This window comes from Sphingopyxis bauzanensis (genome assembly GCF_002205675.1).
Taxonomy (GTDB): domain Bacteria; phylum Pseudomonadota; class Alphaproteobacteria; order Sphingomonadales; family Sphingomonadaceae; genus Sphingopyxis; species Sphingopyxis bauzanensis.
The window spans coordinates 1314966-1336319 of record NZ_NISK01000001.1; the positions used below are offsets into that span (position 1 = coordinate 1314966).

The 21354-nt window shown below is 61.1% G+C and carries 22 protein-coding genes; 12 read left to right on the forward strand and 10 right to left on the reverse strand.

The annotated features are described in order from the left end of the window. The first annotated feature begins 28 nt into the window (after positions 1-28). The 4 genes from CDQ92_RS06410 (at position 29) to CDQ92_RS06425 (ending at position 3586) form a co-directional block, all read left to right on the forward strand. Positions 29-1444, forward strand: coding sequence for a WS/DGAT/MGAT family O-acyltransferase (locus tag CDQ92_RS06410; protein WP_088440457.1), 1416 nt, complete (start codon positions 29-31; stop codon positions 1442-1444). A gap of 86 nt (positions 1445-1530) precedes the next feature. Further along, entirely contained in the window at positions 1531-2454 is a 924-nt protein-coding gene (locus CDQ92_RS06415; protein ID WP_088440458.1) for a hypothetical protein, read from the forward strand. Positions 2455-2485: 31 nt separating this feature from the next. Beyond that, complete coding sequence (locus CDQ92_RS06420) at positions 2486-2965, forward strand: GNAT family N-acetyltransferase (RefSeq protein WP_088440459.1); 480 nt, start codon at positions 2486-2488, stop codon at positions 2963-2965. A 153-nt stretch (positions 2966-3118) separates the two neighbouring features. Beyond that, positions 3119-3586 carry a nuclear transport factor 2 family protein gene (locus CDQ92_RS06425; protein WP_088440460.1) on the forward strand — a complete coding sequence of 156 codons (468 nt, stop codon included), beginning with the start codon at positions 3119-3121 and terminating at the stop codon, positions 3584-3586. 48 nt (positions 3587-3634) lie between these two features. On the opposite strand, the gene CDQ92_RS06430 is transcribed toward CDQ92_RS06425, so the two are convergent. The 3 genes from CDQ92_RS06430 to CDQ92_RS06440 form a co-directional block, all read right to left on the reverse strand. Continuing rightward, complete coding sequence (locus CDQ92_RS06430) at positions 3635-4744, reverse strand: S41 family peptidase (protein ID WP_088440461.1); 1110 nt, start codon at positions 4742-4744, stop codon at positions 3635-3637. A gap of 81 nt (positions 4745-4825) precedes the next feature. After that, positions 4826-5023: a hypothetical protein gene (locus tag CDQ92_RS06435; RefSeq protein WP_088440462.1), complete on the reverse strand. Its 198-nt coding sequence runs from the start codon at positions 5021-5023 to the stop codon at positions 4826-4828. Between the two features lie 11 nt (positions 5024-5034). Further along, the gene (locus CDQ92_RS06440) at positions 5035-6171 is read right to left on the reverse strand and encodes an acyltransferase family protein (RefSeq protein ID WP_308423603.1); all 1137 of its coding nucleotides are present in this window, start codon (positions 6169-6171) and stop codon (positions 5035-5037) included. A 489-nt stretch (positions 6172-6660) separates the two neighbouring features. Here CDQ92_RS06440 and CDQ92_RS06445 point away from each other — a divergent pair, with 489 nt between their 5' ends. Beyond that, positions 6661-7848 (forward strand): sensor histidine kinase, encoded by a 1188-nt coding sequence (locus tag CDQ92_RS06445; protein WP_088440464.1) that lies wholly within the window; start codon positions 6661-6663, stop codon positions 7846-7848. 299 nt (positions 7849-8147) lie between these two features. Continuing rightward, positions 8148-9698, forward strand: a complete 1551-nt coding sequence (locus CDQ92_RS06450; RefSeq protein WP_088440465.1) for a PAS domain-containing sensor histidine kinase — start codon at positions 8148-8150, stop codon at positions 9696-9698. Between the two features lie 13 nt (positions 9699-9711). Here CDQ92_RS06450 and CDQ92_RS06455 read toward each other — a convergent pair whose 3' ends face one another. Next, entirely contained in the window at positions 9712-10128 is a 417-nt protein-coding gene (locus CDQ92_RS06455) for a BLUF domain-containing protein (RefSeq protein WP_158213769.1), read from the reverse strand. A 72-nt stretch (positions 10129-10200) separates the two neighbouring features. Further along, complete coding sequence (locus CDQ92_RS06460; protein ID WP_088440467.1) at positions 10201-10401, reverse strand: EAL domain-containing protein; 201 nt, start codon at positions 10399-10401, stop codon at positions 10201-10203. Positions 10402-10748: 347 nt separating this feature from the next. Here CDQ92_RS06460 and CDQ92_RS06465 point away from each other — a divergent pair, with 347 nt between their 5' ends. Further along, positions 10749-11417 (forward strand): response regulator transcription factor, encoded by a 669-nt coding sequence (locus CDQ92_RS06465; protein WP_088440468.1) that lies wholly within the window; start codon positions 10749-10751, stop codon positions 11415-11417. A 170-nt stretch (positions 11418-11587) separates the two neighbouring features. On the opposite strand, the gene CDQ92_RS06470 is transcribed toward CDQ92_RS06465, so the two are convergent. Beyond that, complete coding sequence (locus CDQ92_RS06470; protein ID WP_158213770.1) at positions 11588-12214, reverse strand: PilZ domain-containing protein; 627 nt, start codon at positions 12212-12214, stop codon at positions 11588-11590. 16 nt (positions 12215-12230) lie between these two features. Then, positions 12231-12476 carry a conjugal transfer protein TraD gene (locus CDQ92_RS06475; protein WP_088440470.1) on the reverse strand — a complete coding sequence of 82 codons (246 nt, stop codon included), beginning with the start codon at positions 12474-12476 and terminating at the stop codon, positions 12231-12233. 235 nt (positions 12477-12711) lie between these two features. Between CDQ92_RS06475 and CDQ92_RS06480 the strand changes: the two genes are divergently transcribed. The 3 genes from CDQ92_RS06480 to CDQ92_RS06490 all read left to right on the forward strand — a co-directional run bounded on the left by CDQ92_RS06480 (position 12712) and on the right by CDQ92_RS06490 (position 16211). Next, positions 12712-12948 carry a hypothetical protein gene (locus tag CDQ92_RS06480; protein WP_088440471.1) on the forward strand — a complete coding sequence of 79 codons (237 nt, stop codon included), beginning with the start codon at positions 12712-12714 and terminating at the stop codon, positions 12946-12948. Between the two features lie 200 nt (positions 12949-13148). Next, on the forward strand, positions 13149-13976 hold the full coding sequence (locus CDQ92_RS06485; RefSeq protein WP_229667247.1) for a transporter: 828 nt from the start codon (positions 13149-13151) through the stop codon (positions 13974-13976). A 246-nt stretch (positions 13977-14222) separates the two neighbouring features. Beyond that, the gene (locus tag CDQ92_RS06490; protein ID WP_158213771.1) at positions 14223-16211 is read left to right on the forward strand and encodes a putative bifunctional diguanylate cyclase/phosphodiesterase; all 1989 of its coding nucleotides are present in this window, start codon (positions 14223-14225) and stop codon (positions 16209-16211) included. A 77-nt stretch (positions 16212-16288) separates the two neighbouring features. On the opposite strand, the gene CDQ92_RS06495 is transcribed toward CDQ92_RS06490, so the two are convergent. From CDQ92_RS06495 to CDQ92_RS21585, 3 genes are all read right to left on the reverse strand, one after another. Continuing rightward, a complete protein-coding gene (locus tag CDQ92_RS06495) occupies positions 16289-18073 on the reverse strand; it encodes a sensor domain-containing diguanylate cyclase (RefSeq protein ID WP_088440473.1) in 1785 nt (594 codons plus the stop codon). A 164-nt stretch (positions 18074-18237) separates the two neighbouring features. Beyond that, positions 18238-19593, reverse strand: a complete 1356-nt coding sequence (locus CDQ92_RS06500) for a hypothetical protein (protein WP_088440474.1) — start codon at positions 19591-19593, stop codon at positions 18238-18240. Between the two features lie 119 nt (positions 19594-19712). Further along, on the reverse strand, positions 19713-20225 hold the full coding sequence (locus CDQ92_RS21585; protein WP_419722526.1) for a S8 family serine peptidase: 513 nt from the start codon (positions 20223-20225) through the stop codon (positions 19713-19715). On the opposite strand from CDQ92_RS21585, the gene CDQ92_RS06510 reads away from it, so the two are divergent. After that, a complete protein-coding gene (locus tag CDQ92_RS06510) occupies positions 20134-20694 on the forward strand; it encodes a hypothetical protein (protein WP_158213773.1) in 561 nt (186 codons plus the stop codon). The two genes, CDQ92_RS21585 and CDQ92_RS06510, sit on opposite strands and share 92 nt — an antisense overlap. A 278-nt stretch (positions 20695-20972) precedes the next feature. Next, a partial coding sequence (locus tag CDQ92_RS06515; protein WP_169714534.1) for a pilus assembly protein TadG-related protein occupies positions 20973-21354 on the forward strand: 382 nt, incomplete at its 3' end.

The window sequence follows — 21354 nt, forward strand, 5'->3', positions numbered from 1 at the left end:
GGCAGAACAGAATGAGGGGGAGCGCGCCATGCGCCTGATGCCGGTGACCGACGCGATGTTTCTCGTCGCGGAAACGCGCGAGACGCCGATGCATGTCGGCGGGGTCAATCTCTACACCCTGCCCGACAAGATCGACGAGACCGAGTGGCTGAACGAGCAGCTCGCCAACCTGCGCCAGTCCGCCGGACTGCGCCGCCCGTTCAGCGAGGTGCTGAAACTCACCCCGCTCGGCCAATATGGCCCGATCCGTCTTGAACCCGACCGCGATATCGACATGCACTATCATGTCCGCAGCGCCGCGCTGCCCAAGCCCGGGCGCTATCGCGAGATGTTCGAGCTCGTCTCGCGCCTGCACGGCACCCTGCTCGACCGCACCCGGCCAATGTGGGAAATCACCCTGATCTCCGGCCTGCCCGATCGCCAGATCGCGACCTATTTCAAGATCCACCATGCGCTGATGGACGGCGCATCATCGATGCACTTCACCAACGCAATGCTCAGCGCCGATCCCAAGGAGAAGCGCAGCTATTCGCCAATGTCGGTCGAAGCCTATGAGGCGTATAAGCGCAAATTCCCGGCGCCTAAAAAACCGCCAACCCCCAGCCTCACCGACCTGAAAGCCATCGGCGGCTTTCTGAAGGAGCAATGGGGTAACAGCGTCGGGGTAACCAAAGCGCTCAACCAATATGCCGCCGCGATGTTCGGCATGGGCGGCAGCGATCTGACGACGCCATGGTCGGTGCCGCGCACCAGCTTCAATCGCAACATCACCGGCGCGCGGCGCTTCGTCGCGCAAAGCTGGTCGCTCGAACGCGTGCGGGCGATGGGCAAGGCGTATGACGGGACGATCAACGACGCGGTGCTCGGCATGTGTTCGGGGGCGATGCGCAAATATCTGCAATCGCTGAACGAGTTGCCCGACAAACCGCTCAAAGCCATGGCGCCGGTGTCGATCCGGCCAAAGGATGACATCGACGCCGCCAACTCGGTCGCGGCGGTCACCGCCAACCTCGCAACCCATATCGACGATCCCGCGACGCGCATGGCGACGATCCAAGCGTCGATGAACGCGGCCAAGGCCCAGCTGCGCGAAATGACCGCGCAGCAGATCCAGATCTATACCGCGATCACCCAAATGCCGCAGATGCTGACCGCGCTGACGCGCACCGCCGACAAATTCCCGGCGTATAGCGTGACCATCTCGAACGTGCCCGGGCCGCGCGAGCAGCTGTACTGGAACGGCGCGCGGCTCGACGGCATGTATCCCGCCAGCATTCCGGTCGACGGCATGGCGATGAACATCACCCAGGTCAGCAACAACAAGAATATCGATTTCGGCATCACCGCCTGCCGCCGCAGCGTCCCACATGTCCAGCGCCTGATCGACTATCTGGAGGATGCACTGGTCGAATTGGAGGAAGCCGCGGGGATCAAGGGGAAATAGGCGCTCGCGACTGGTACATCTTAGCTTTTTACACCGTCGCCACTGCCGCCTAAATACCGCGCGACACCAAGCGAGGGGAAGCCGCAATGCTGGGCAAATTCGATGCGCTGGACCGGCTCGTCCAGCTGCTGCTGCTGGCCGCCGCGGTCGGCGCGATCGCCAATGGCGGCTTCATGCTGGTCGACCCGCTCGCCTGGTATGTCTTCATCCCGACCGTCATCACCACCGGCCCGCCGAACGCGCATTTCATCCGCGACATCGGGCTGGCATATGTCGGCTCGGGACTGATCCTGCTTTACGCCGCGGGGCATCCGATTCTGCGCTGGCGCGCCGCGGTCGTAGGCGGCCTCTGGCTGACGCTCCACGGCTTGCTACATATCTATGAAGTGATCGCGGGCATCTGCGGCCCCGCGACCTTCTGGGCCGACGCGCCGGGGGTGCTCGGCCACCCCTTGCTCGTCATCGTGGCGCTGACCATCCTGTTCGCGCGCCAGCGGCTCGCCCCCGCGGGCATCCCCGCGCGCCTGTTCGCGCAGGCCGCGGACAAAGCGACCGGCGGCAACAGCCCCTATCTGCCCGACCTCGTCGCCGCACCGGGCCACGCCGCCGAAAAATTCCAGCATTTCATGCCCGTCACCGCGCACCGCCAAGCCGCGCCCGCCGAAGCCTTCCACGCCGCGCGGATCGGCGCGACGCTCGCCGCCGATTGCGGCCCCTGCGCGCTGATCGCCGCCAGGGGCGCGCTCGGCGATGGCGTTGCGCGCGCCATCGTCAATCGCCTGCTCGCCAGCGACCCGCCCGCCGACCCGTCCGAAGCCTTTGCCTTTGGCGCCGCGGTGGGCAGCCACGACCCCGCCGCCGACGCGCATGGCGCCCAGATCGAGATGCTCTACGGGCGCACCGTCCGCTTCGAAATGGCGCTGACCGCCGCCACCGTCACCGCCTATCCGGCGCTCAAGCGCGGCCTTGGCTTCGCCACCAGCTGCGCGCTCCACAAGCTCGAGGTTTGACAGCGCGGACGGACCGCGACACAGCGCCGCGATGGCCATCTCGATCCGCCCCGCCGCCCCCGCCGACCTGCCGCTGATCGCGCAGTTCATCCGCGACCTCGCCGTCTATGAAAAGCTGGCGCACGAAGTCCGTTTCGACGAAGCCACGCTTGGCGAGAAGCTGTTTGGTCCGCGCCCTTATGCCGAGGTGGTAATCGGCGAACTCGACGGCGAGCCGCAGGGCTTCGCGCTCTTCTTCCACAATTTCTCGACCTTCGAAGGACGCCCCGGCGTCTATCTCGAAGATCTTTTCGTCCGTCCAGAGGCGCGCGGATCCGGGCTCGGCAAGGCGATGCTCGCGCATCTGGCTCAGCTGTCCGTGACACGCGACTGCGCGCGGCTGGAATGGAGCGTGCTCGACTGGAACACCCCCGCGATCGGATTCTATCAAAACCTCGGCGCAAAGCTGATGGACGAATGGACGGTCATGCGCGTCGATGGCGACGCGCTGACCGAACTGGCCGCTGCCTGATCTACAAAAAGGACAGCAATTTCAGTCCCGCCTGCGCGCCATTTGCTACATCGCCCCAATCATGCTCTCCTGATCCTGGGCCGCACCGGGCTCGCATGTTTGCGAGCGAGTCGTTCCTCCTCAACGGAGGCCGACGACAACAGGGGAAAGACCATGCACAGCAAGTTGTATGCCGCTTCAGCGGCCCTTTTCGTGATAGCGATGGCGCCGCTTGCCAGCGCCCAGATGCCGACCTGGTCGGCGGAACAGACCGAGGCGTGGAAAGTCGTCCAGCAAAGCTGGGTCGACGACGTCGCGCAGAATGGCAAATGGCCCGCCAACTATGCCGACCCACAGATGGTCGTATGGTCGTCCGAATTCGCCGCGCCGCGCGGCAAGGATTCGGCGGTGCGCTGGACCAAGTTCCAGAATACCCAGGGCAAGGTCATCCAATATGAGCTGAGCCCGCAGTCGATCTCGCTCAGCGGCGATACTGCGGTGGTCACTTACGCACTGACCATCGTCAGCCAGCGCGGGACCGACAAACCCGACTGGGGCAAGGAAGCGATCGTCGAAACGCTGGTGCGCACCACCACCGGCTGGAAATTCCTGTCTTCGACGAGCTTCGCGCTTGGCAAATAGGGGATTGCGGCGGTTAGCGTCCACCGTTTCCGCTTGTCGGAAATTGCCCTAGCGGCCCGGGCGTGGCCGCCGCCGTTCCATCGGCCAGCTTGGCATATGCGCGTCGGACAGCCGTTTGGCTTCGCCCGGCGCCACGCCTAGGTCGGTAAGCACACGCACGAGCGCCTCGGCGGGCGTGACGGTGATATCGGGCTGCACCCCGTTACGCTCCCAATCCTTGCCGGTAACCGGATCAAAGGTTCGCCCGACCGGGATGAAGGCGCGATAACCCCCGCCCAGCTCCTCGCCGCGGCCAAAATGATTGGCGCCTGCGGTCGGCGCGCCGACCAGCGTCCCGCGGCGCGTATGTTTCATTGCCAGTGCAAAATGTTCGGCCGCCGATGCGCTGGCGCCCGACGTCAGCACATAGACTTTCGCGTCGCGCAGCCGCACGTCGGTGTTCGGCGTCGCCCAATGCTCGCGCGTCACCATGCCAGCGTCGCCCTCGGCCCGCCGCATCGACGGCAGCCCGGCAATCGGCGAACCCCCACGCGCATCGACCGACGCGCGCGTCGCCATCGTCACCAGCCGCGTTTCCTGGTCGAACAGCCACGGAAAGATGACATCCATCTGGTCGAGCCCGCCGCCATTGTGGGTGCGGATGTCAAAGATGATCGCCTTCGCATCGGCGTGATCGGCCATGAACTTCGCGGCCTGCGCAGTCACGTCCGCATCCATCGGAAAGACGTTGAAGCGCACGAACGCAATCCCCGGCGCGATCCACCCTGCCTGCTCGACCGGCACCTTCGGCGGGCGTGGCGTCGATGCTGCCCCGCCTGCTACGGCGCCATTGGCCGCGGCCGTTTCCGGCACGCGCAACCGCAAATGTCCGTCGGGCGACACCGCATTCACATCCCGATCGATCGCCTGCCCCAAGGCTTCGCCGGTCAGGCTGACATAGCGTCCCGCCGCAATTCCCGCGCGCAGTGCGGCCGCGTAACGCTCGCCGGTTTCGGGATAGACATAGTCGCTCTGGAGCAGCGCCGCATAGGTTTCAGCGACCTTTTCGGCGCTCACGTCGTCCGCCGCCAACGCCGGCGACGACGCCATCATCGGCGCGGCTATCGTTCCGGCGGTGAGCAGCAGCGCAGGCAAAATAAGGGAAGCGCGAATCATCATTGTCTCCAATCCAACTCCGGTTGGACCGAGTGTATCACATCAGCAATACAGTTCAACTACATTTGTGGTCGATAGCCGAAATCAGCGTTTGCGCGCAAACCACACCAGAAAGATGCCGACCACCGCGAGCACCACGCCGTTGCGCGTCCAGGTGGTGTCTCCCAGCATGAAGCTGCTCGCCGGCCAGCGCACGATGTCGAGTCCCTGCAACGCCCACAGCCCGCCGACCAATATCATCGCGACTCCGACAATTGCGAGAACGCCCTTCAATGCACCCATGATGTGTCCCCCTATTGGCGCTGCAATCCGATCAGCGGTCGCAGCCACCCGATGCTGCGCCCGATCCAATAGAAAAGCCAGCATCCTGTCACCGTCGACGCTAGCAGGATGAGGAAGGATGGTAGCGCGGTAATATTGGCCCGGAGCAGGTACCAGCCGACAATGACGATAATCGTCTGGTGGATGATGTAAAAGGGAAACACCGCCTCGGCGAGCATCGCGCGCCGCGGATGGTCGCGGTTCCAATAGACGTCGGCGACGCCGATCAGCGCAATGATCGTCGCCCACCCCTGCACTTGCCGCGCCAGATGATAGATCAGGATCGCCCAGTCGGGCGCGCGGATGTCGCCGGGCCAGGTCCCTTCGACCCAAGCGATGGGCGCGAAGGCGAGCACCGCCAGCACCGCGGCAATTTTCCAGCACCGCGTCACCGCCTCGAACAACATAGGCCGCACGCGCAGCAGCCAGCCGATCGTGAATGCGACAAGATAGTGAAGATGCGACGGTCCGTCGTCGAACAGCGCATGCGTCTCGTCATGCTCGGGGAAGGCCACGTAAATGGCGATCCAAAGCAGCATCGGGACGACGAGCAAACCCCATCCGCGCAGCAGCCGCTCTGCCCCGTTGGCAACCTGCGCGCGCGCCGTCGCGGGGATGACGGCGATCACCAGCGCCGCAAGCATCGTGTAAACCCACAGGTACACGACAAACCACAGATGCTGCCAGGTCGGCAGCGCAATGCCGTCGATAAACTGAAAACCGAAATAATCGTGTAGCCAGAAATGCAGGAAACCGTGCGGATAGCCGTGCTGCCCCGCCAGGTCGATCCACGGCTGCGGCGGAATGATAAACACAGCCCCAAAAAGCAGCGGGACCAGCAACCGCGCACTGCGCGACTGCGCGAACGCGCCGCTACCGCCAAGCTTGGCGAACAACGCCGCGCTCGCATAGCCCGACACGAGGAACAGCAAAGCCAGTCGCCAGCCGTTCGTCGCCAGCATCGGGATCGTCACCCACTCAAGCGGCTGCGCGATTTTGACATGCCAGCCCCACGGCACGAAATACATGCCTACATGATAGAGGATCAGCAGCGCGAAGGCTCCGATCCGCAGCCAGTCCATGCCGTGATGGCGTTGCGCGGTCCCCAATGCCCCCTCCGTTCGTCATCGCGAGCGCAGCGAAGCAACCCAGAGCGGGTTACGCAACTCTGGATTGCTTAGCTGCGCTCGCAATGGCGATCCTAATTCTCCACTGCCCTGCCATCCGGCATCCCGGCCTTCGCGGGAACACGGATGTTATAACTCGCTGGAACTCGTCATCTGAGCCCTCTTGCCGATCAGAATATTGGCTGGTTTGCGCCGCACTGCGCCGCCGTAGGAGTTTGGAGGCAGCAGAGTCTTGTCGCTCGCGACATTGACCGCGCGGCGCCCCGCCGCGTTGCTCGCACTCTACCAGGTTGAGGCGAGCACCGGTGCATCTTCCGGGCCGAGTCCGAGTGCCCGCACCAAGGTCAGGAAAGCCGGTCCGATTGCAGGGGATAGGGGCCTGACTAGTTTGGGCAATCCGCACCCATAGAAATTTGCAAGTTGACCATTGTTCGATTTCCTTCACCGTTCCAGCCTGATATCGCAGAACCAATGCCGGATGAAAATGCTTCTGTGGATTGGTCAGTGGTCCCCGAGAGTGGGGATAGTCAGCCGAGCGGATATTACAAGAAAATGTACGAGCGCGCCTCCCGTCTGGGTAGGATTGGAGTTTGGGAGTGCGACCTGGCCACGGAGGCCCTGACCTGGACCGACACGGTGTACGACCTCTTCGACCTACCGAGGCAATCTCTGCTCCGCCGTGCCGAGACGCTGGCCGTCTACGAGCCGCATTCGCGCCGTGAGATGGAGAAACGGCGCGCAAAAGCTATCGCGAGCTGCTCAACTTTCACCGTCGACGTGGCTATCCATACAGCGCGGGGCAATTTGCGCTGGATCAGAATTACCGGTGACGTCGAGCAGGAGAATGGGCGCGCGGTACGGATTTATGGCACGAAGCAAGATATCACCGCTGAAAAAGAGGCGCAGCTTCGGGTCGCAGCATTGCAGTCGGAGTTGATTCACCAGTCACGCGTCAGCGCGATTGATGCCATGCGATCCACCCTGGCTCACGAGTTGAACCAGCCGCTTGCGGCGATTACTGTTTACGCGGCGGCATTGCAAAATGTCGTGAAGGCGGATTCTGTCGATCGCAAAGCAACCGTAGAAATCATTGAAGAAATTGGAAAGTGCACGTCCAGAGCTGCAAGCATTTTGCGCGATGCCCGAAATTTGTCGGCCATCCAGCAACGAGAGCCGACCTTATTCGATCTGGCCAGTGCGGTTCGGGAGGCCTGCCGGATAGCGCTGGCAGGGGGCTCCACCGATCTCAAGCTATTCTACGACGTGCCAGAAGATTTGCATGGGATTGGCGACCCCATTCAGATCCAGCAGGTTGTGATCAATCTTATCCGTAACGCCTGCGAAGCGATGGTGGGATCCGAGCGGGAAGAAATTACCATTGCTGCGACGGAAAAGAATGGATTTGCAGAAGTTTCAATTTGCGACTCAGGTGGTGGAATCCCGGCCGATATACTTCCGACGATCTTCGACGCATTTGTAACGACCAAAGCCGATGGGACCGGCATTGGCCTCTCGATCGGGCGAACAATCATCGAAGCACATTCGGGAAAGCTAACGGCCCAAAACAACGCGGCGGGCGGAGCTACGTTTCGCTTCACGATGCCGTCGAAGGGGGCATCCACCCCATCAGTTCACTTGGCCGACAGAATGATCATGTGAACGGCCATTTAGAGCTTGATGCAGATCACCGATCCTGCCTGCAATGATTGACGGCGGACCGTGTGGGGACGATCCGCCGTCTTGGAAGGGACCAACCTTCTGCTAAGCCTTATGACCCGGCCGCCGTTAAGGGGTGATAAGGGTTAAAACAGTAGAAATACGGTACAGCGGTGTCCGCCTGGAAGCCAGACATCCCGACATTAGATCGCGCACCGCCGACTACAATCACGAGAAGTTGGCGAACTTGCCGGCTGAGAGCGAAGAATCTATAATGTTTAAGTGGATCGGGGAGGACGAATTTGGGCAAACAGGAGAATTCGGTAGCCTCCCACATCCCAAAAAGCGTGCCACCTTTTGTGGTTGCGGCGGAACCTGCGCGCATTCCGGTAATATTCGTAAAAGACAGCGCCCAGATCGATTCCGTTATTTTTGCCAACCAAAGTTTTCTGTCGCTGACGGGACTGACACATGCTGACGTTCTGGGTCGACCAATCGCCGCAGTATTGGGAGCACTTACCGATCCTGCAACACTGACAAAAATTGGGAAAATCATGCGGGCTGGTCCGCCAGCGGTATGGGAGATGCCGTGTCATCGCCACAATGGTTCGGCGTTTTTTGTGAGTGTGCTCGCGACGTCCGTTTGCAGCGAAAAAAACGAGCATTTGCAAACTTGCCTGTCCTTCTACCTTCTCGACGAGGGCTTTGAGCGCCTGTTGAATATTCCCAGCGAAGCTCGGGCCATCTATGAAAAAACCCCCGGCTTCATCGCCTACGGCGAAGGTCCAGAGCATCGCTTCAGCTTCGCCAACGAGTCCTATAAAAAATTCGTCGGCTGCGACAAACTGGAAGGACTGACAGTTGCGGAAGCGATGCCCGACATCGCGGCTCAAGGTTTCGTCGCTGTTCTGGATCGGGTGTTCCAAACAGGCGAGCCTTATCGCGGCGAAAGCGTCCCCTTTGATCTTCCCGACCGTGAGAGCGGTCAGAAAGTGCGGCGCTATGCGGATTTCATCTATCATCCCATCCGCAACGAAAACCGCCAGATCGTCGGGATTTTCTGCGAGGGATATGATGTCACTGAGCGGCGGATGGCCGAGGCGAAGGTGGAATTGCTACAAGCGGAGCTACGCCATTCGTCGCGAGTGAATGCGATGGGAACAATGGCAGCGACACTTGCCCACGAACTGAACCAGCCGTTGAGTGCGATCGCAAATTATTCAGCAGCCTGTCTGCGGTTGATCGACCCTGCAGATGAGAAGGCGGCACTTCTTCTTGAGGCCGTGCGCGCCATCAATGTCACCTCTCAACGTGCCGGCAACATCATCCGGGGGCTCCGCAACCTTGCAAGTCGGCGTGAATCTAGCCGTGTAACATTTGATCTGAAGACGACGCTTGAGGAATCTCTGAATTTGGTGCGGAGTGGGATGTCACGCGATATTACGGCGAAGATCGATATCCCCGATGGCCTCGAAATCTATGCTGACCCGGTCCAGATTCAGCAAGTTGTCGTCAATTTACTGCATAACGCTTGCGACGCCGTCCGCGACGCCCAGGTAAAGGAAATTTCGCTGGAAGCGGTGGCCGCAGGTAGGGAAGTCGAGATTATTGTACGCGATACAGGATCAGGTGTGTCGGTCGAGGCGGCAAACCATATCTTCAATTGGTCCGAAACTACCAAGGAAGGTGGAATGGGTCTTGGTCTATCGATTTGCCGAACGATCGTTGAAAGCCATCGCGGACGTATTTGGCTGCAAGAAACCAGTTCAACCGGATCTGCCTTCCATTTTACGATCCCAAAATCACCGATGCCCCTATCCGACAAACGATCCGGAAAGATCCCGAAGATCTGAAAATGCGCAAGTTTCATTCTGAGCCGTTATGGCGCACAAACTCAAGGAGCAAATCACGCAGCCAACGGGTTTCCTGCCGACGGTCAGCCACAGAACTGGCGCGCCGCAACCGCGCCAGATTTCGGATGACGAACCGGGACGGACCGGAATAGGCTAGGTCCCAATCGCTAAAGAGCCTTTCGGAAATTTTTTCCCTCGCCATGACGACGATGTGATCGTGGCGGGGATCGGCGAGAATAGAGGCCATCACCGTATCGACCTCTGCAGCTTTTCCTTCGAGAACTTGGACGAAATGCTCGCCCGTGAACATTAGCGCGCCCGTGATCTGGCTTACGCGATTTCTGGAGATTGATTTCGCAACAATGTCATGGACGGCAGAGTCTGCGTCGGCCGGAGGTATCTGACTCTGGCTGACGTAAAAAGTGGTCATTAGTGTTGATGGTTCCATGCGTTTTACCCCCTCCGTGCCAACGAAATTTCTCGATCAGGGCATGATTTCTGATTAGCTGCGGAACTTGGCGCGCCGGTACAGCGCGACCATAAAAAATCCTTGACCAAAATCGCAACCGTGCTGACGCACAAATCGCGAATGTGTGATCGTTTCAAAGCCTTCGGTCACGGTCTTTATGCCGAGACTTTTTCCCAATACGATGAGGGCGCGGACGATCACGGTGTCACTCGGATCGCTGCCGATCCCCCCAATAAATGAACGGTGATCTTGAAATTATCGGAGCAATCCAAAGCGTGCGCGCAAATCGAGTGTTCGACAGGTATTCTCTTTTAGGTAGGCAACTGCCTTGCGATAGATCGCAATTCTAAGGGGTTCGACTGCAACCTTCCGTTAACTTGCGCGCTTTGAATGTATCACGCGATTCACCGTTACAGCTTGTAGGCGCGATCTATAATCACATCTTGACGCACGGCCACATCTTGACGCACGGCACGGGCCTAGGCAGTCTCGACATGTGGACGATGGACACCGATCGGGAAGCGGGAGGGTAAGAGGGAAGTTGGTACGTTCCTGACAAAGATGGGAAGGGAGACGAGCAAATGATTGCTGATCTAGCTGCTCAGCCTCCGGATGGAGTGCAAGCTTATCGTTTCACGGACCGCCAAGTTCATATTATTGACGATGACCGAGATGTTCGCCAATCGTTGCATTTCTTTCTGAATACGCTCGGCATGAAGGTTTGGCCGTTTGCCTGCGCTGACGATTTCTTCAGTAATATCGGCGTGCTAAAACCCGCACCGATTTTGCTCGACGTCAGAATGGCCAAGATGGATGGAATGCAAGTTCTCGAACATCTGCGACGCGAGATGATTACTTGGCCAGTCATCATGATCACCGCCCACGGAGACGTTGCTACAGCGGTTAGAGCTGTAAAGCTGGGGGCAATGGAATTTCTTGAGAAGCCGTTGGCGGTGAATTTGCTGGAAGAGGCCTTGGCATCGGCGTTCGACACGCTTGACGAAGGCGAAGCGATTGCCGAACAGCGGCAGTTCGCAAGTCAACGGTTCGACGTACTTTCACCGCGCGAGCTTCAAGTCTTTTCTATTCTTGCAGAAGGCGCGTCGAACAAGGTGGTCGCGCACCGGCTCGGTCTGAGTACCAGAACGGTCGAAATGCACCGAAAAAACGCCATGATGAAGCTCGGGGTGCGCAGCATCCCCGAAGTGATCGCGCTCGCTGCGACCGCAAACCGACGCATCACGAACTAACAACTGTAGCTTCAACAATGCTGCTCGGTCGTACGCCTGGGGACAGGGCTGTGGCGCGCAAATTTGCGAGTCGTCCTTAATATATGCGGGCAAATAGACACCACGCTTGCGACGCGCTCGCTTGTGTACAAGTCCCCTGCCCCCTCGTTTCACAACTATGAATACGCGGTTCAGGAAGAAGCAAGTCTCGTGCCGTCAGTTTGGAATCCTCCCGGCAATTTGTCGGCAAGAGAGGCTTCCGATCTGAAGCCGGCTTTGCCGGCTTCCACCCATTGCACGCGACCAATAACGCAGCCGCGGCCTTTGATAGAAACAAGCAGCTGCTGGCCAAGGCGTAAGTCTGGGCCGCAATCGAGCAACATCCCAGTCTCTGATATGTTGCGCACCGTCGCAGGCCGCGGCGGTTTGCTAAGATAAAGATTTGCTGGAACATCGAGCGCGACGCGAACTGCGCGGGCCTCGTAATTTTCGCTGTCTTCCTGCCAGGTCTTCGTCTGTCCGGTAATATGCGCCAAGGCATTTGCGAGCGACAGGCCGAATCGGCGGCCGGTAGTCCACTGAACCAATCCAGGATGATAAGTCCGAGATTCAAAGGAAAAATGAACTTGTTGCCCGATGGTGAGTTCCACATCCGCCTCGCCTAAAAGGCCTGTTGCCGAGGCATTTTGGATGCGCGCTTCGACAACGCGTTCGACGAAAAAGATGGTTGCAGGAAGAAAAACTGATGCGCGAGCAGCGCGTCGTCGCTCGGCTTCCTGCTGCTCTAATAGTGAAGAGGACGATGCCTTGGTAGTCACAAAGTTCGGCCTTTCTCTATTGGAGCTTCTCGGATACGCCTTCGAAGAAGTCGACGCCGCGCGACGCCCAAGCATTGATATCCTGATGGGACTTGGCCTCTACGGCCGTGAGCAACAATCCGGCGAGTACGTCCAGCGGCAGCCTATCGGCCCCGGTCGCGACAACGAGTTCACCCAGCAGGGTATTCCTTTTCATTTCCAGGTTCGGCAGATTCTTCCGTTCCGGTACACCGAGAGGGATGACATTATTTGCAGTTGCCATTGGCAAACCCCCCGAACTGGAAAACAGCCGAAACCTTGACGAGTTGAATCTCCTTGGTTTCAGTACCTCAAGTAGTTGGTCATGCGTTAAGCTAACCCCTCCATCAATACCGTAAAAACCCGAGGTGGAAGATTATGGGTGTGGATCGGCGTGCTTAAGGCTCCCGTTAGCGGGTCTACCGGCGTGTAAAAGGGACCCCTCATTTCAATGGCTCAAAGAGCCGGCTGGATTTTCAGTGGGCGAGATCGGGATGTTGGTTTTAGAGACAGTGGTTGGGATTGGGCGCGAGTATGCCGGTGGTAAGGCGATCAAGGCGATGGCGCGGGATTTGCATGTATCGCGGAAGGCGATCCGCAAGGCGATCCGGGTGCCGGAAGGCAATCTGCGCCTCGCTGAAACTTCGATCTCTTCATCACACACGACGACACTGCGCGCCGGGACGACTGTGTCTATGGACGCGCCAGTTTTCTGAATGTCGCGCGGCGCTTCAAAACAAGAAAAGTCGCCCGGCGTTCGCCAGAAAGGGGCTCCGCGCGAACCCCCGTTCACAGCCAGGCGTGCATGGTTGGAAGTAACCCGAAAAAATCATATATCGCGGGATTAAAGCGCACTCGCCACTCGTTACCCCGCCGAGAGCCCGCGAAAACCGTCGGGTTAGAGTGGAGTCCGCCCATGCGCAAAAGCCTGATCACTGCCGTTTTTCTTGCCGCTGCGATGCTGCCGATTGCCCTTCAGCCCGCCGCGCATGCACAAGAACTGGAGACCCGTCCATCGGCGCCCGACGATCAGGCGACTGAGGTGTTTGCCGGAGTGGATTACCAACAGGGAGATTATGGAGCCGGGGCGAAGGTCGAGACGATGTCGACATCGGTTGGTGTCGCTGCGCGCACAGGCCGCGTGCGGCTGGCCGCTGCCGTTCCTTATCTGCGAACCACGGCGCCGGTCGATGTCGTGGTCAGTCAGGGGGGGGTGTTCGGCACGCCGCTGCTTGCTGACGACGGCAATCAGACGGTGAGGACCCGGCGCGAGGGATTGGGCGATGCGACCCTGCAGGCGGCCTATGATCTGCCTGTGGCCGGCTTTGCAGCCTCGCTTGGCGGCGGACTGAAATTACCGACGGCTTCGCGCGCCAAGGGGCTTGGCACCGGCAAGGTTGATTATGCGGTCAATGCGCAGCTCGCGCACCCCTTGGGCAACGGGGTCACGCCATTTGCCTCGGTTGGCTATTCGATCCTTGGCAAACCCGATGATTTTACGGTGCGTAATACGCTGTCAGCTACCGCAGGAACGCGCGCGGCGCTGTCTGCGGGGACATCCGCGGCGTTGTCCTATTCCTATGAACAATCGGCCTCACAGAATTTGGCCGACCGTCAGAGCATCGGCCTTGGCCTGGGCGTAGCGCTCGGACGCAAGTTGCAACTGGGATTTCAGGGTGAAGCCGGGTTAAGCCGCGGGGCGCCCGACATGAAACTCGGCTTGCAGATCGGCGCGGGCTTCTAGGCGGGCGCAGGAATTCCGATGCCTTTCCCGTTCACTTTAAGGAGCTTCCTGATCCCTGTTTCGCCGCCCATCAAGTTTCAGGAAGCACAGGCTCAACTTTGCTAGACTGGGGCGGTATCGCCGACACCACGCCAAGGCCGCGGACTCCGGCTTCGGCAATGGTTGTCAATCGACATGACGTTGCACTCCCGTCGTTACGGTAAATCGCGGAAACCTTCCTTAACCTTTCCGGCCGAAGGAATTCGCATGTGGACCGCCCTGCGAATCTGGTGGAATCGTTGTATGAGCGCCGGGGAAGCCGTCACCGACGAAGGGCGGGGCATGCTGCAGACGCGCTATGCCGCACTGAAGCGTCAGGTTCCCTTCATCTACGCGATATCGCTCCTTAACTTTATCGGCTTCCACTTCGCGACGTCGCGGCAATGGCAGGCCTCACTGTGGCCGGGCGGACTGCTGATCGCCTTCATGCTGATCCGGCTCCTGTACTGGATGAGGCGCGAGGCTCACGTTCCCGCGCCGGAAGCCATCTTGGCGCGGATGCGCCCGATGCCGTTCATTGCCGCCATGCTAAGCCTGGCTTTCGGCGTCTGGGGACTCATCGTCTTTGAAACCGGCCGACCCGCCGAACTCAATTATGCGATCCTGTTTGGGAGCCTGACGGCGCTTGGGTGCGCTTACGGACTCGCGAGCTTCCCCAATGTAGCCCGTATGCCGCTTGTCTTTCTTGCCCTTCCGCTGGCCGCCCGCCTGGTGTTCACCGGCGAGGCCGCGCCAGTCGGCCTAGGGCTCTGCCTCATTCTCGTCATCTGTCTTATCCTGCGGCTGCTCGGCACCCACGAACGCGGGTTCGTTCAGCTGATCCGCGCGCGCTCGGCCATCGAGGCGGAACGCGGGCGAGCGCTGGAAGCCGAGCAACGTGCCCTGTCGGAAGCGGCGCGCGCGCAGGTCATCGCCGACACCGACGATCTGACGGGCCTTCCCAACCGCCGAGCTTTTCTCAAGGCTGCCGAAGCATGCGCTGCCCTGCCGGAAGACAAGGCCGTCGCCGTTGCGATCGTCGACCTCGACAATTTCAAGCCCATCAACGACGTTTTTGGCCATATGGTCGGTGATCAGCTGCTCCGGCAGATCGGTTCGCGGCTTGAAACACTTCGCGGCGACACCGGGATGGTCGCTCGCATCGGAGGCGACGAATTCGCGTTCCTCGTCCGCTGCGCCGATGTAGACACTGCGCAGCAATTGGGGAACGCGATAACGGAGATCCTGCGGCCACCTTTCGTCGAACAGGACCGCGAGTTTCGCGTGACCGCAGCTTGTGGTATCGCCCTGCTCGGGACAGGGGGTGACGCGTTCCAGGTTGGCCTGATTCAGGCCGATACCGCCTTGCACGCGGCGAAACAACGCGGCCGCGGCGAAGTTTCGGTATTTCATCCGGCGCTCGAAGCGGCGCGCAAGCGCCGCTCGGACATCGCGAATGCGCTGAAGGCCCCCCGAGCAGTCGACGAAATCGGCTTGGTGTTCCAGCCGGTCTACGAGCTAGCGACCATGCGCCTGCTCGCTTTCGAGGCGCTTGCGCGGTGGAAGCATGACACGCTGGGCGATGTCTCGCCGGCGGATTTTGTCCCGATCGCCGAGCAGCTCAATCTGATCGAGCCGATCAACGACAGTTTGCTGATCAAGGCGATGCACGCCGCGCGCGACTGGCCGAAGAGTGTCCGCCTGTCGGTCAACCTGAGCGCGGTCCAGCTTTGCTCGCCTTCTTCGGCCAGGGAGTTGATCGGGAAACTCGCCGAAGCCGGACTCTCTCCCGCCCGATTAAGCGTCGAGGTCACCGAAACGGCCTTGCTGATCGATTTCGAAACAGCGCGATCCAACCTCGCGGTGCTCAAGGCTGAAGGCATCCGCATCATTCTCGATGATTTCGGGGCGGGTTTTGCATCCATTGCCTATCTGCGCGAGATCCGCTTCGACACCATAAAACTCGATGGGTCCTTGATCTCCCCCATTGTGGATTCAGTGGCCAGCCGGCGTCTTCTCGAAGGCGTTTTGCAGCTCTGCTTGGCCTTGGGGACACCCTGTGTCGCCGAGCATATCGAATCCGAGGAGCAACTATTCCTGCTGCGCAAGCTCAAATGTGCGAGCGGACAGGGCTTCCTTCTCAGTCCGCCCCTCGCTGCTGGAGAGGCAAGCAAGCTGGCAGCCAAGCCCATGGCGCCGGATCAGGCAGCGGAATAATCAATGGGCCGCTAGCCAGGTTTGGCCAATCGAGACCGCATATAAAGCTTGTCGGCGCCGCCGCGGTAGCGCGTCTGCTAAATATCTACGGGCCGACGTGGGCGCGAAAATTTGGATTGCCGGTCGGGGACATCCGGCGCCGGACCTGCGCCCGCATGGCGTTGCAGCACGACCTGATTGCGACCGGCGTGTTTCGCCTCATAGAGCGCATCGTCGGCGATCTTGTACAACCGCTGGAAATCGCAGGCAGGCCGTACTTCCGCTACACCGACGCTGGCGGTGACGACCCGTTCGCCGAGAATTTCACTATGGTCGCAGGCCGCAATTTCGCGGCGGATGTTTTCTGCGAAACGATCGAGCGCGATCCCTTCCATTCCGATCGCGAGAAGACCGAATTCCTCGCCGCCGAGGCGGGCCACCGTACAGATAGGTCCTTCCCACCGCGCGATCCGACGTGCGATCCGGCACAGAACGACATCCCCGGCGTCATGGCCATAAACGTCATTGATCGATTTGAAACGGTCAATATCGATGACAAATAGCGCGGCTGGCAGTTGATTCGACTGCGCTCGATTGAGCAACGGCGTCACGCTTTCGATGAAACCGCGACGGTTGGGGAGGCCAGTCAGAGGATCGCGTCGCGCTAGCTCTTGCGCTTGCGCCTCGGCGACGCGGGCTTGATCGCGTTCTATGCGCAGATGTGCAACCCTACGTGTCGCCGCGGCGACAAGCCAGAGTGCCTGCCAGGTAGCGGCAACCAGAACGACAAGTTTCGACCCGCCGCCCCAGAAGCCATCTTCCACATCGACCAGATTGATGAAGGCGAGTACCGCCATCGGTAGCCCCCAAGCAGCGGCGAAGTCGCGCGCCTCGGCCGAGCCGTGTCGCCAGCCCCAAACCAGGCAGATCGCGACCGCCGCGAGGTCGCCGAGAATGACCAGCCCCAGCAGGTCGGCCCAGCGTCCAATATCGCCGCTGCGAATCAACGCGAGCGGAATGCCGGCTAATCCGATGCAAAGGCCGAGACCCAGCGTGAGCATTCTCCATCGCCGCGAAACCCCGCTGCGATCGAGCGCTGTCACCGCGCTTGCGGTAGCCAGCGCAATAGCAAGGCAGGCGAGGAAGGTGCATATCTGCGCCGAAACCGTGCCTGCCAGCGATGGAAACAGGCCAAGATGAGCTTGCGACCATAGGCCGCCCCATAAGAGCATCGCCACTGCCCATGCCGCCTGCCAAGCGAGATATTGGCGGCGTACCGCGATGGCGAGCGATAGACCATAGATGCCGCTGACGAGCAAAAGGGTGAGCGCCGCGCCGACGGCGGCCGCCATACCCGCCGACTGCATGCTGCTTTGTTCCCTAGCGAGAAGGTGCGCGCGCACCAACTCGTGGCTAGCGAGGCGGTCGAAGCGCATCGTCACCGCTATGAGCGGCGCAGGACGCTCAGGCGCCTCAAATACAATCTGTCCGCCGGTGCGCCAATGCAGCCCATAGTCGCCTTGGTGCACCTGCTGCCAGCGCACTTCCCCGTCGGCATAGGCAAAGGCGACGGCGAGTCGGTCGAAACGCGAATTATGAACCATCAGCGCCACGCTGCCGCGTGCGATCCCCAATTGACGCAAATCGGTTCGGAGCCACAGGCTGCGTTGCTGATAATAGGTTGGGCTTCCGACGCAGGCGAAGCGAAGGGTCTCAACCTCGCCGTCACTGACATCGAAATCGCTCACCGCATGACACATTGATTCATTGATGCGCAGCGCGGTCGCGCCGGCCGGTACCGCACCGCAAAGCGCGGCAGCGCCGATCAGCGTCAGCAGCAACCGAACGCACATGCGAATCGGACGATTCGTTACCGATGCCATGGGAGCTCCATCGCATCCATTTCTTGGGAAAGCTTTACCGGGGGAGCGCCAAAATTGCCCGTCGCCCATGGATCGGGAGCGGACCGCTGCGAGATCCACTCCCTTCCCACGAGTGGCCGTTGGGGGAATTCGTGAGCGACCCCCAAAGGCCCTGGCGTGGCAAATCAGTTGTTGCGCACGTTGCTCCGTTCCGCGCGGTCGCGCATGCCGCCCTTTGTGCTTGGCGCATTCGTTGTGTTTCGCTGCGCTGGCTGCGACGAAGCGGGTACGGCCTCGTCCGTGGTGGGCTGGGTTGCGGAACCGGCCGACGCCGGCTGCCCGCCCGAATCGGCTCTCTCTTGCTGCTTGGCGAAATCCTTGAGATCGCCCTTGGTCAAGCCGCTGACGAGCACATTGCCCGAACCGGTAAAGCTCGCGGCGGGGAGCGTGGCAACGCGGTCGCCGACTTCGACCGTCACCGCCTGGACGACGCCGCGGCCGGTCTGGCGGATATCTTGGACATAGCCGATGACCTTGCCGCGCGGATCGGTGATCGGCATGCCGGATGCGACAGCGAACATGCCGTTGCCGCTCGCAGCGCCGCTGCCGGCGGCGGCCAGCTGGCCAAGGCTGCCCTGGAAGGCGCCGCTTCCCGAGCCAGCGCCGCCCAGCGAACTCAACAGGCCGGGCGTCGGCTGGCTGGGCGCGCTTTCCTGCTGCTTGGCAACATCCTTGAGATCGCCTTTGGTCATGCCGCTGACCAGCACATTACCCGCGCCGTTGAAGCTGGCCGCGGGAAGCGTCGCAACGCGGTCGCCGACCTCCACGGTCACCGCCTGGACGACGCCGCGGCCAGTTTGACGGATATCCTGGACATAGCCGATGATCTTGCCGCGCGGATCGGTGACGGGCATGCCGGGTGCGACCGCAAACATGCCGTTGCCGCTCGCTGCGGCACTTCCTGTAGCCGCGAGCCGACCGAGCCCGCCCGGAAAGCTGCCCGCGCCCGAACCGACGCCGTTGCCCGAGACGTTGGGGAGCGCGCCGCCGGCGCGGTCGCGGGCAGTCCCGGCTGCACCGCTTGCGGCGCCCGTGACCGTGGCGGCAGTTTCATGTGCCGTTCCAACCGCGCCGCGCGCGGTCTGCCCGACGAAGTCGGTGCCGACGGTTTGGACGTCAAGGCTGCCGCTGCCCGAAGCGCTACCCGATCCGTTCGCGTTGCCGCCGATCGTGGGGCCCAGCAGATCACTGCCGCCATCGACCGAACCGCTGCCTCGCGCGTCGGCGTTACCCTTGCTCTGGACGCGGCCCGAACGGCGATCGACCTTCGCTTCGCCGCGGCGCGAGCCCGCGAGTTCGCCCGCGCTGCCAATCGTACCGCCGATCGGGCCTGTGGGATTGCCGAGCGTGCCGCCCAACGTGCCGCCAAGGCCGCCGGTCAGCCCGCCGCTGCCGCCGAGCAACTGCGCCGAGACTGGAGCGGAAAGCGTCAGCGCCGAGGCGGCAAGCGCGAGGGCCGGGATGAAAATGCGATGTGCCATTTATCTTCTCCTGCAATCAGGCCCGAAAGGGCGGGCTTGCCGGGAGAACGATGGTAGTGCGGCTTTTCTTCCGAAAAACTCTGGAAAGGGCGGTCTGCGGCCGCCGCAGGCACTGCAAATCAGGCCGTGCCCGTCGATTTTGTCGCGCCCCGGCTTGCACGGATCGCGGGCCTCGAGGACGAGACCGGCGACTGCCGGATCGATCTGATCGATCGCGGGCACGGGATAGCGGAGCGCGACGCGCCCTGTGACGAGCGGCGCAGCGAAGGAGGTGCCGCGCAGCCGGTCGGTGCTGGCCAGACCCGTCGCGGCGAGCACGCCGTCGCCTGGCGCCGCGAAATCGACATGGAGCGCGCGGCCCGCCTTAGACAAGGCGCGGTTCTTGCGTCGACCCCGGTCACGGCGAGCACGCCGCGGTAGCAGGCGGGATAGGCGGGTGGCGCGGCGGGGCCATCGTTGCCGACCGCCGCGACGATCAGCATCTCGCAGGCCTGTGCCCGCGCGAGCGCGAGAAGCTTGTTGTCGGGGCCGACGAGACCGATGGTCGTCACCGCGAAGTCGCCCTGGACAAGCCAGCCAAGCGCGGGCGATCGCGGTGACATTGCCGCCGGCGGGGTCGGTGCCATAGACATCGGCGGCGAGGAGGCGCGGGCCAGGCGCCGCGCCCTGCACCGACCCGCTCCCGACGAGCAGCGAGGCGACCGCGGTGCCGTGGCGGCCCGCAGAGGGCGCGCCCTTCGCGAAGCCGCGCTGTTCGACCCGGCCCTCGACCGATGGAAAGCCGAAATCACGGCACGTCTTGCCGAGGCTTCGCAGGATGTTCCAGACATTTATCCCGGCATCGCCGCAATCTACAAGCGCAAGGTCGAACGCCTGACCGAGTCACTTGCGGACCCGGAAACGCGGCTCGATGCTTCGAGCGACATTCGCTCGCTCATCGGCAGGATCGTGCAGCATCCCGGTGCGAAGCGTGGCGAAATCCATGCGACCCTTCACGGGTCGTTGATGGGAATCCTCAACTTCGCTAACGACAACCCGTCGCCCGACGCCAGCCGAGTTATAACATCGTCGGCCTCGGGCTCGCGGCGCGACCAATGTTAGAGTTCTATGGAGATTGCAATCTGAGCGTCGGGAAGCGGTCCGATTAATTCAGTGAGAAAGACCGACCGGAGGAAAACGGCTCATATACTGGTGGGAGAAGGGGCAAGTCTCCTTCTGCCCTCCATCGAAAGACGGGGCCGCCGCCCAAAAATTCTAAAATATCCGGTACTCCCGCCCACCAACCTATGGCAGCAGACCGACCTGAGATCGATTGCTGGATGTGAATAATTTCTTAACCTGATCCGCGTAGCTTCCCACGCTTAGGTAGGGAGGCGCCCATGTTCGCGAGATGCAAAAACGCCTGGATCCGTAAGACCAAGGCTGCAGCGCCGACCAAAATTCTACATAATCAGCGCGGCGGAACTTTGCTGCTGACCGCGCTCAGCATGTCGGGTCTTGTCGGTGCGACCGGGCTTGCGGTTGATGTGGCCCAATGGTTCTTGTGGAAGCGGGAACTGCAGTATGCGGTCGATCAGGCCGCCGTCTCAGGGGCCTATTCTTTGAGCAAAGACGCCCAGGGAAAATGGCGTGAACGCGCGCTGTCAGAATTTAATGGGAATCGTCAGATTGTCACATTCAATAGCTCGCCACACATCCGGATTGCGAATTTTGGCGATAACCAAAATAACAGTGTAATCGTTGAAGTAAAAGCATCGCGCA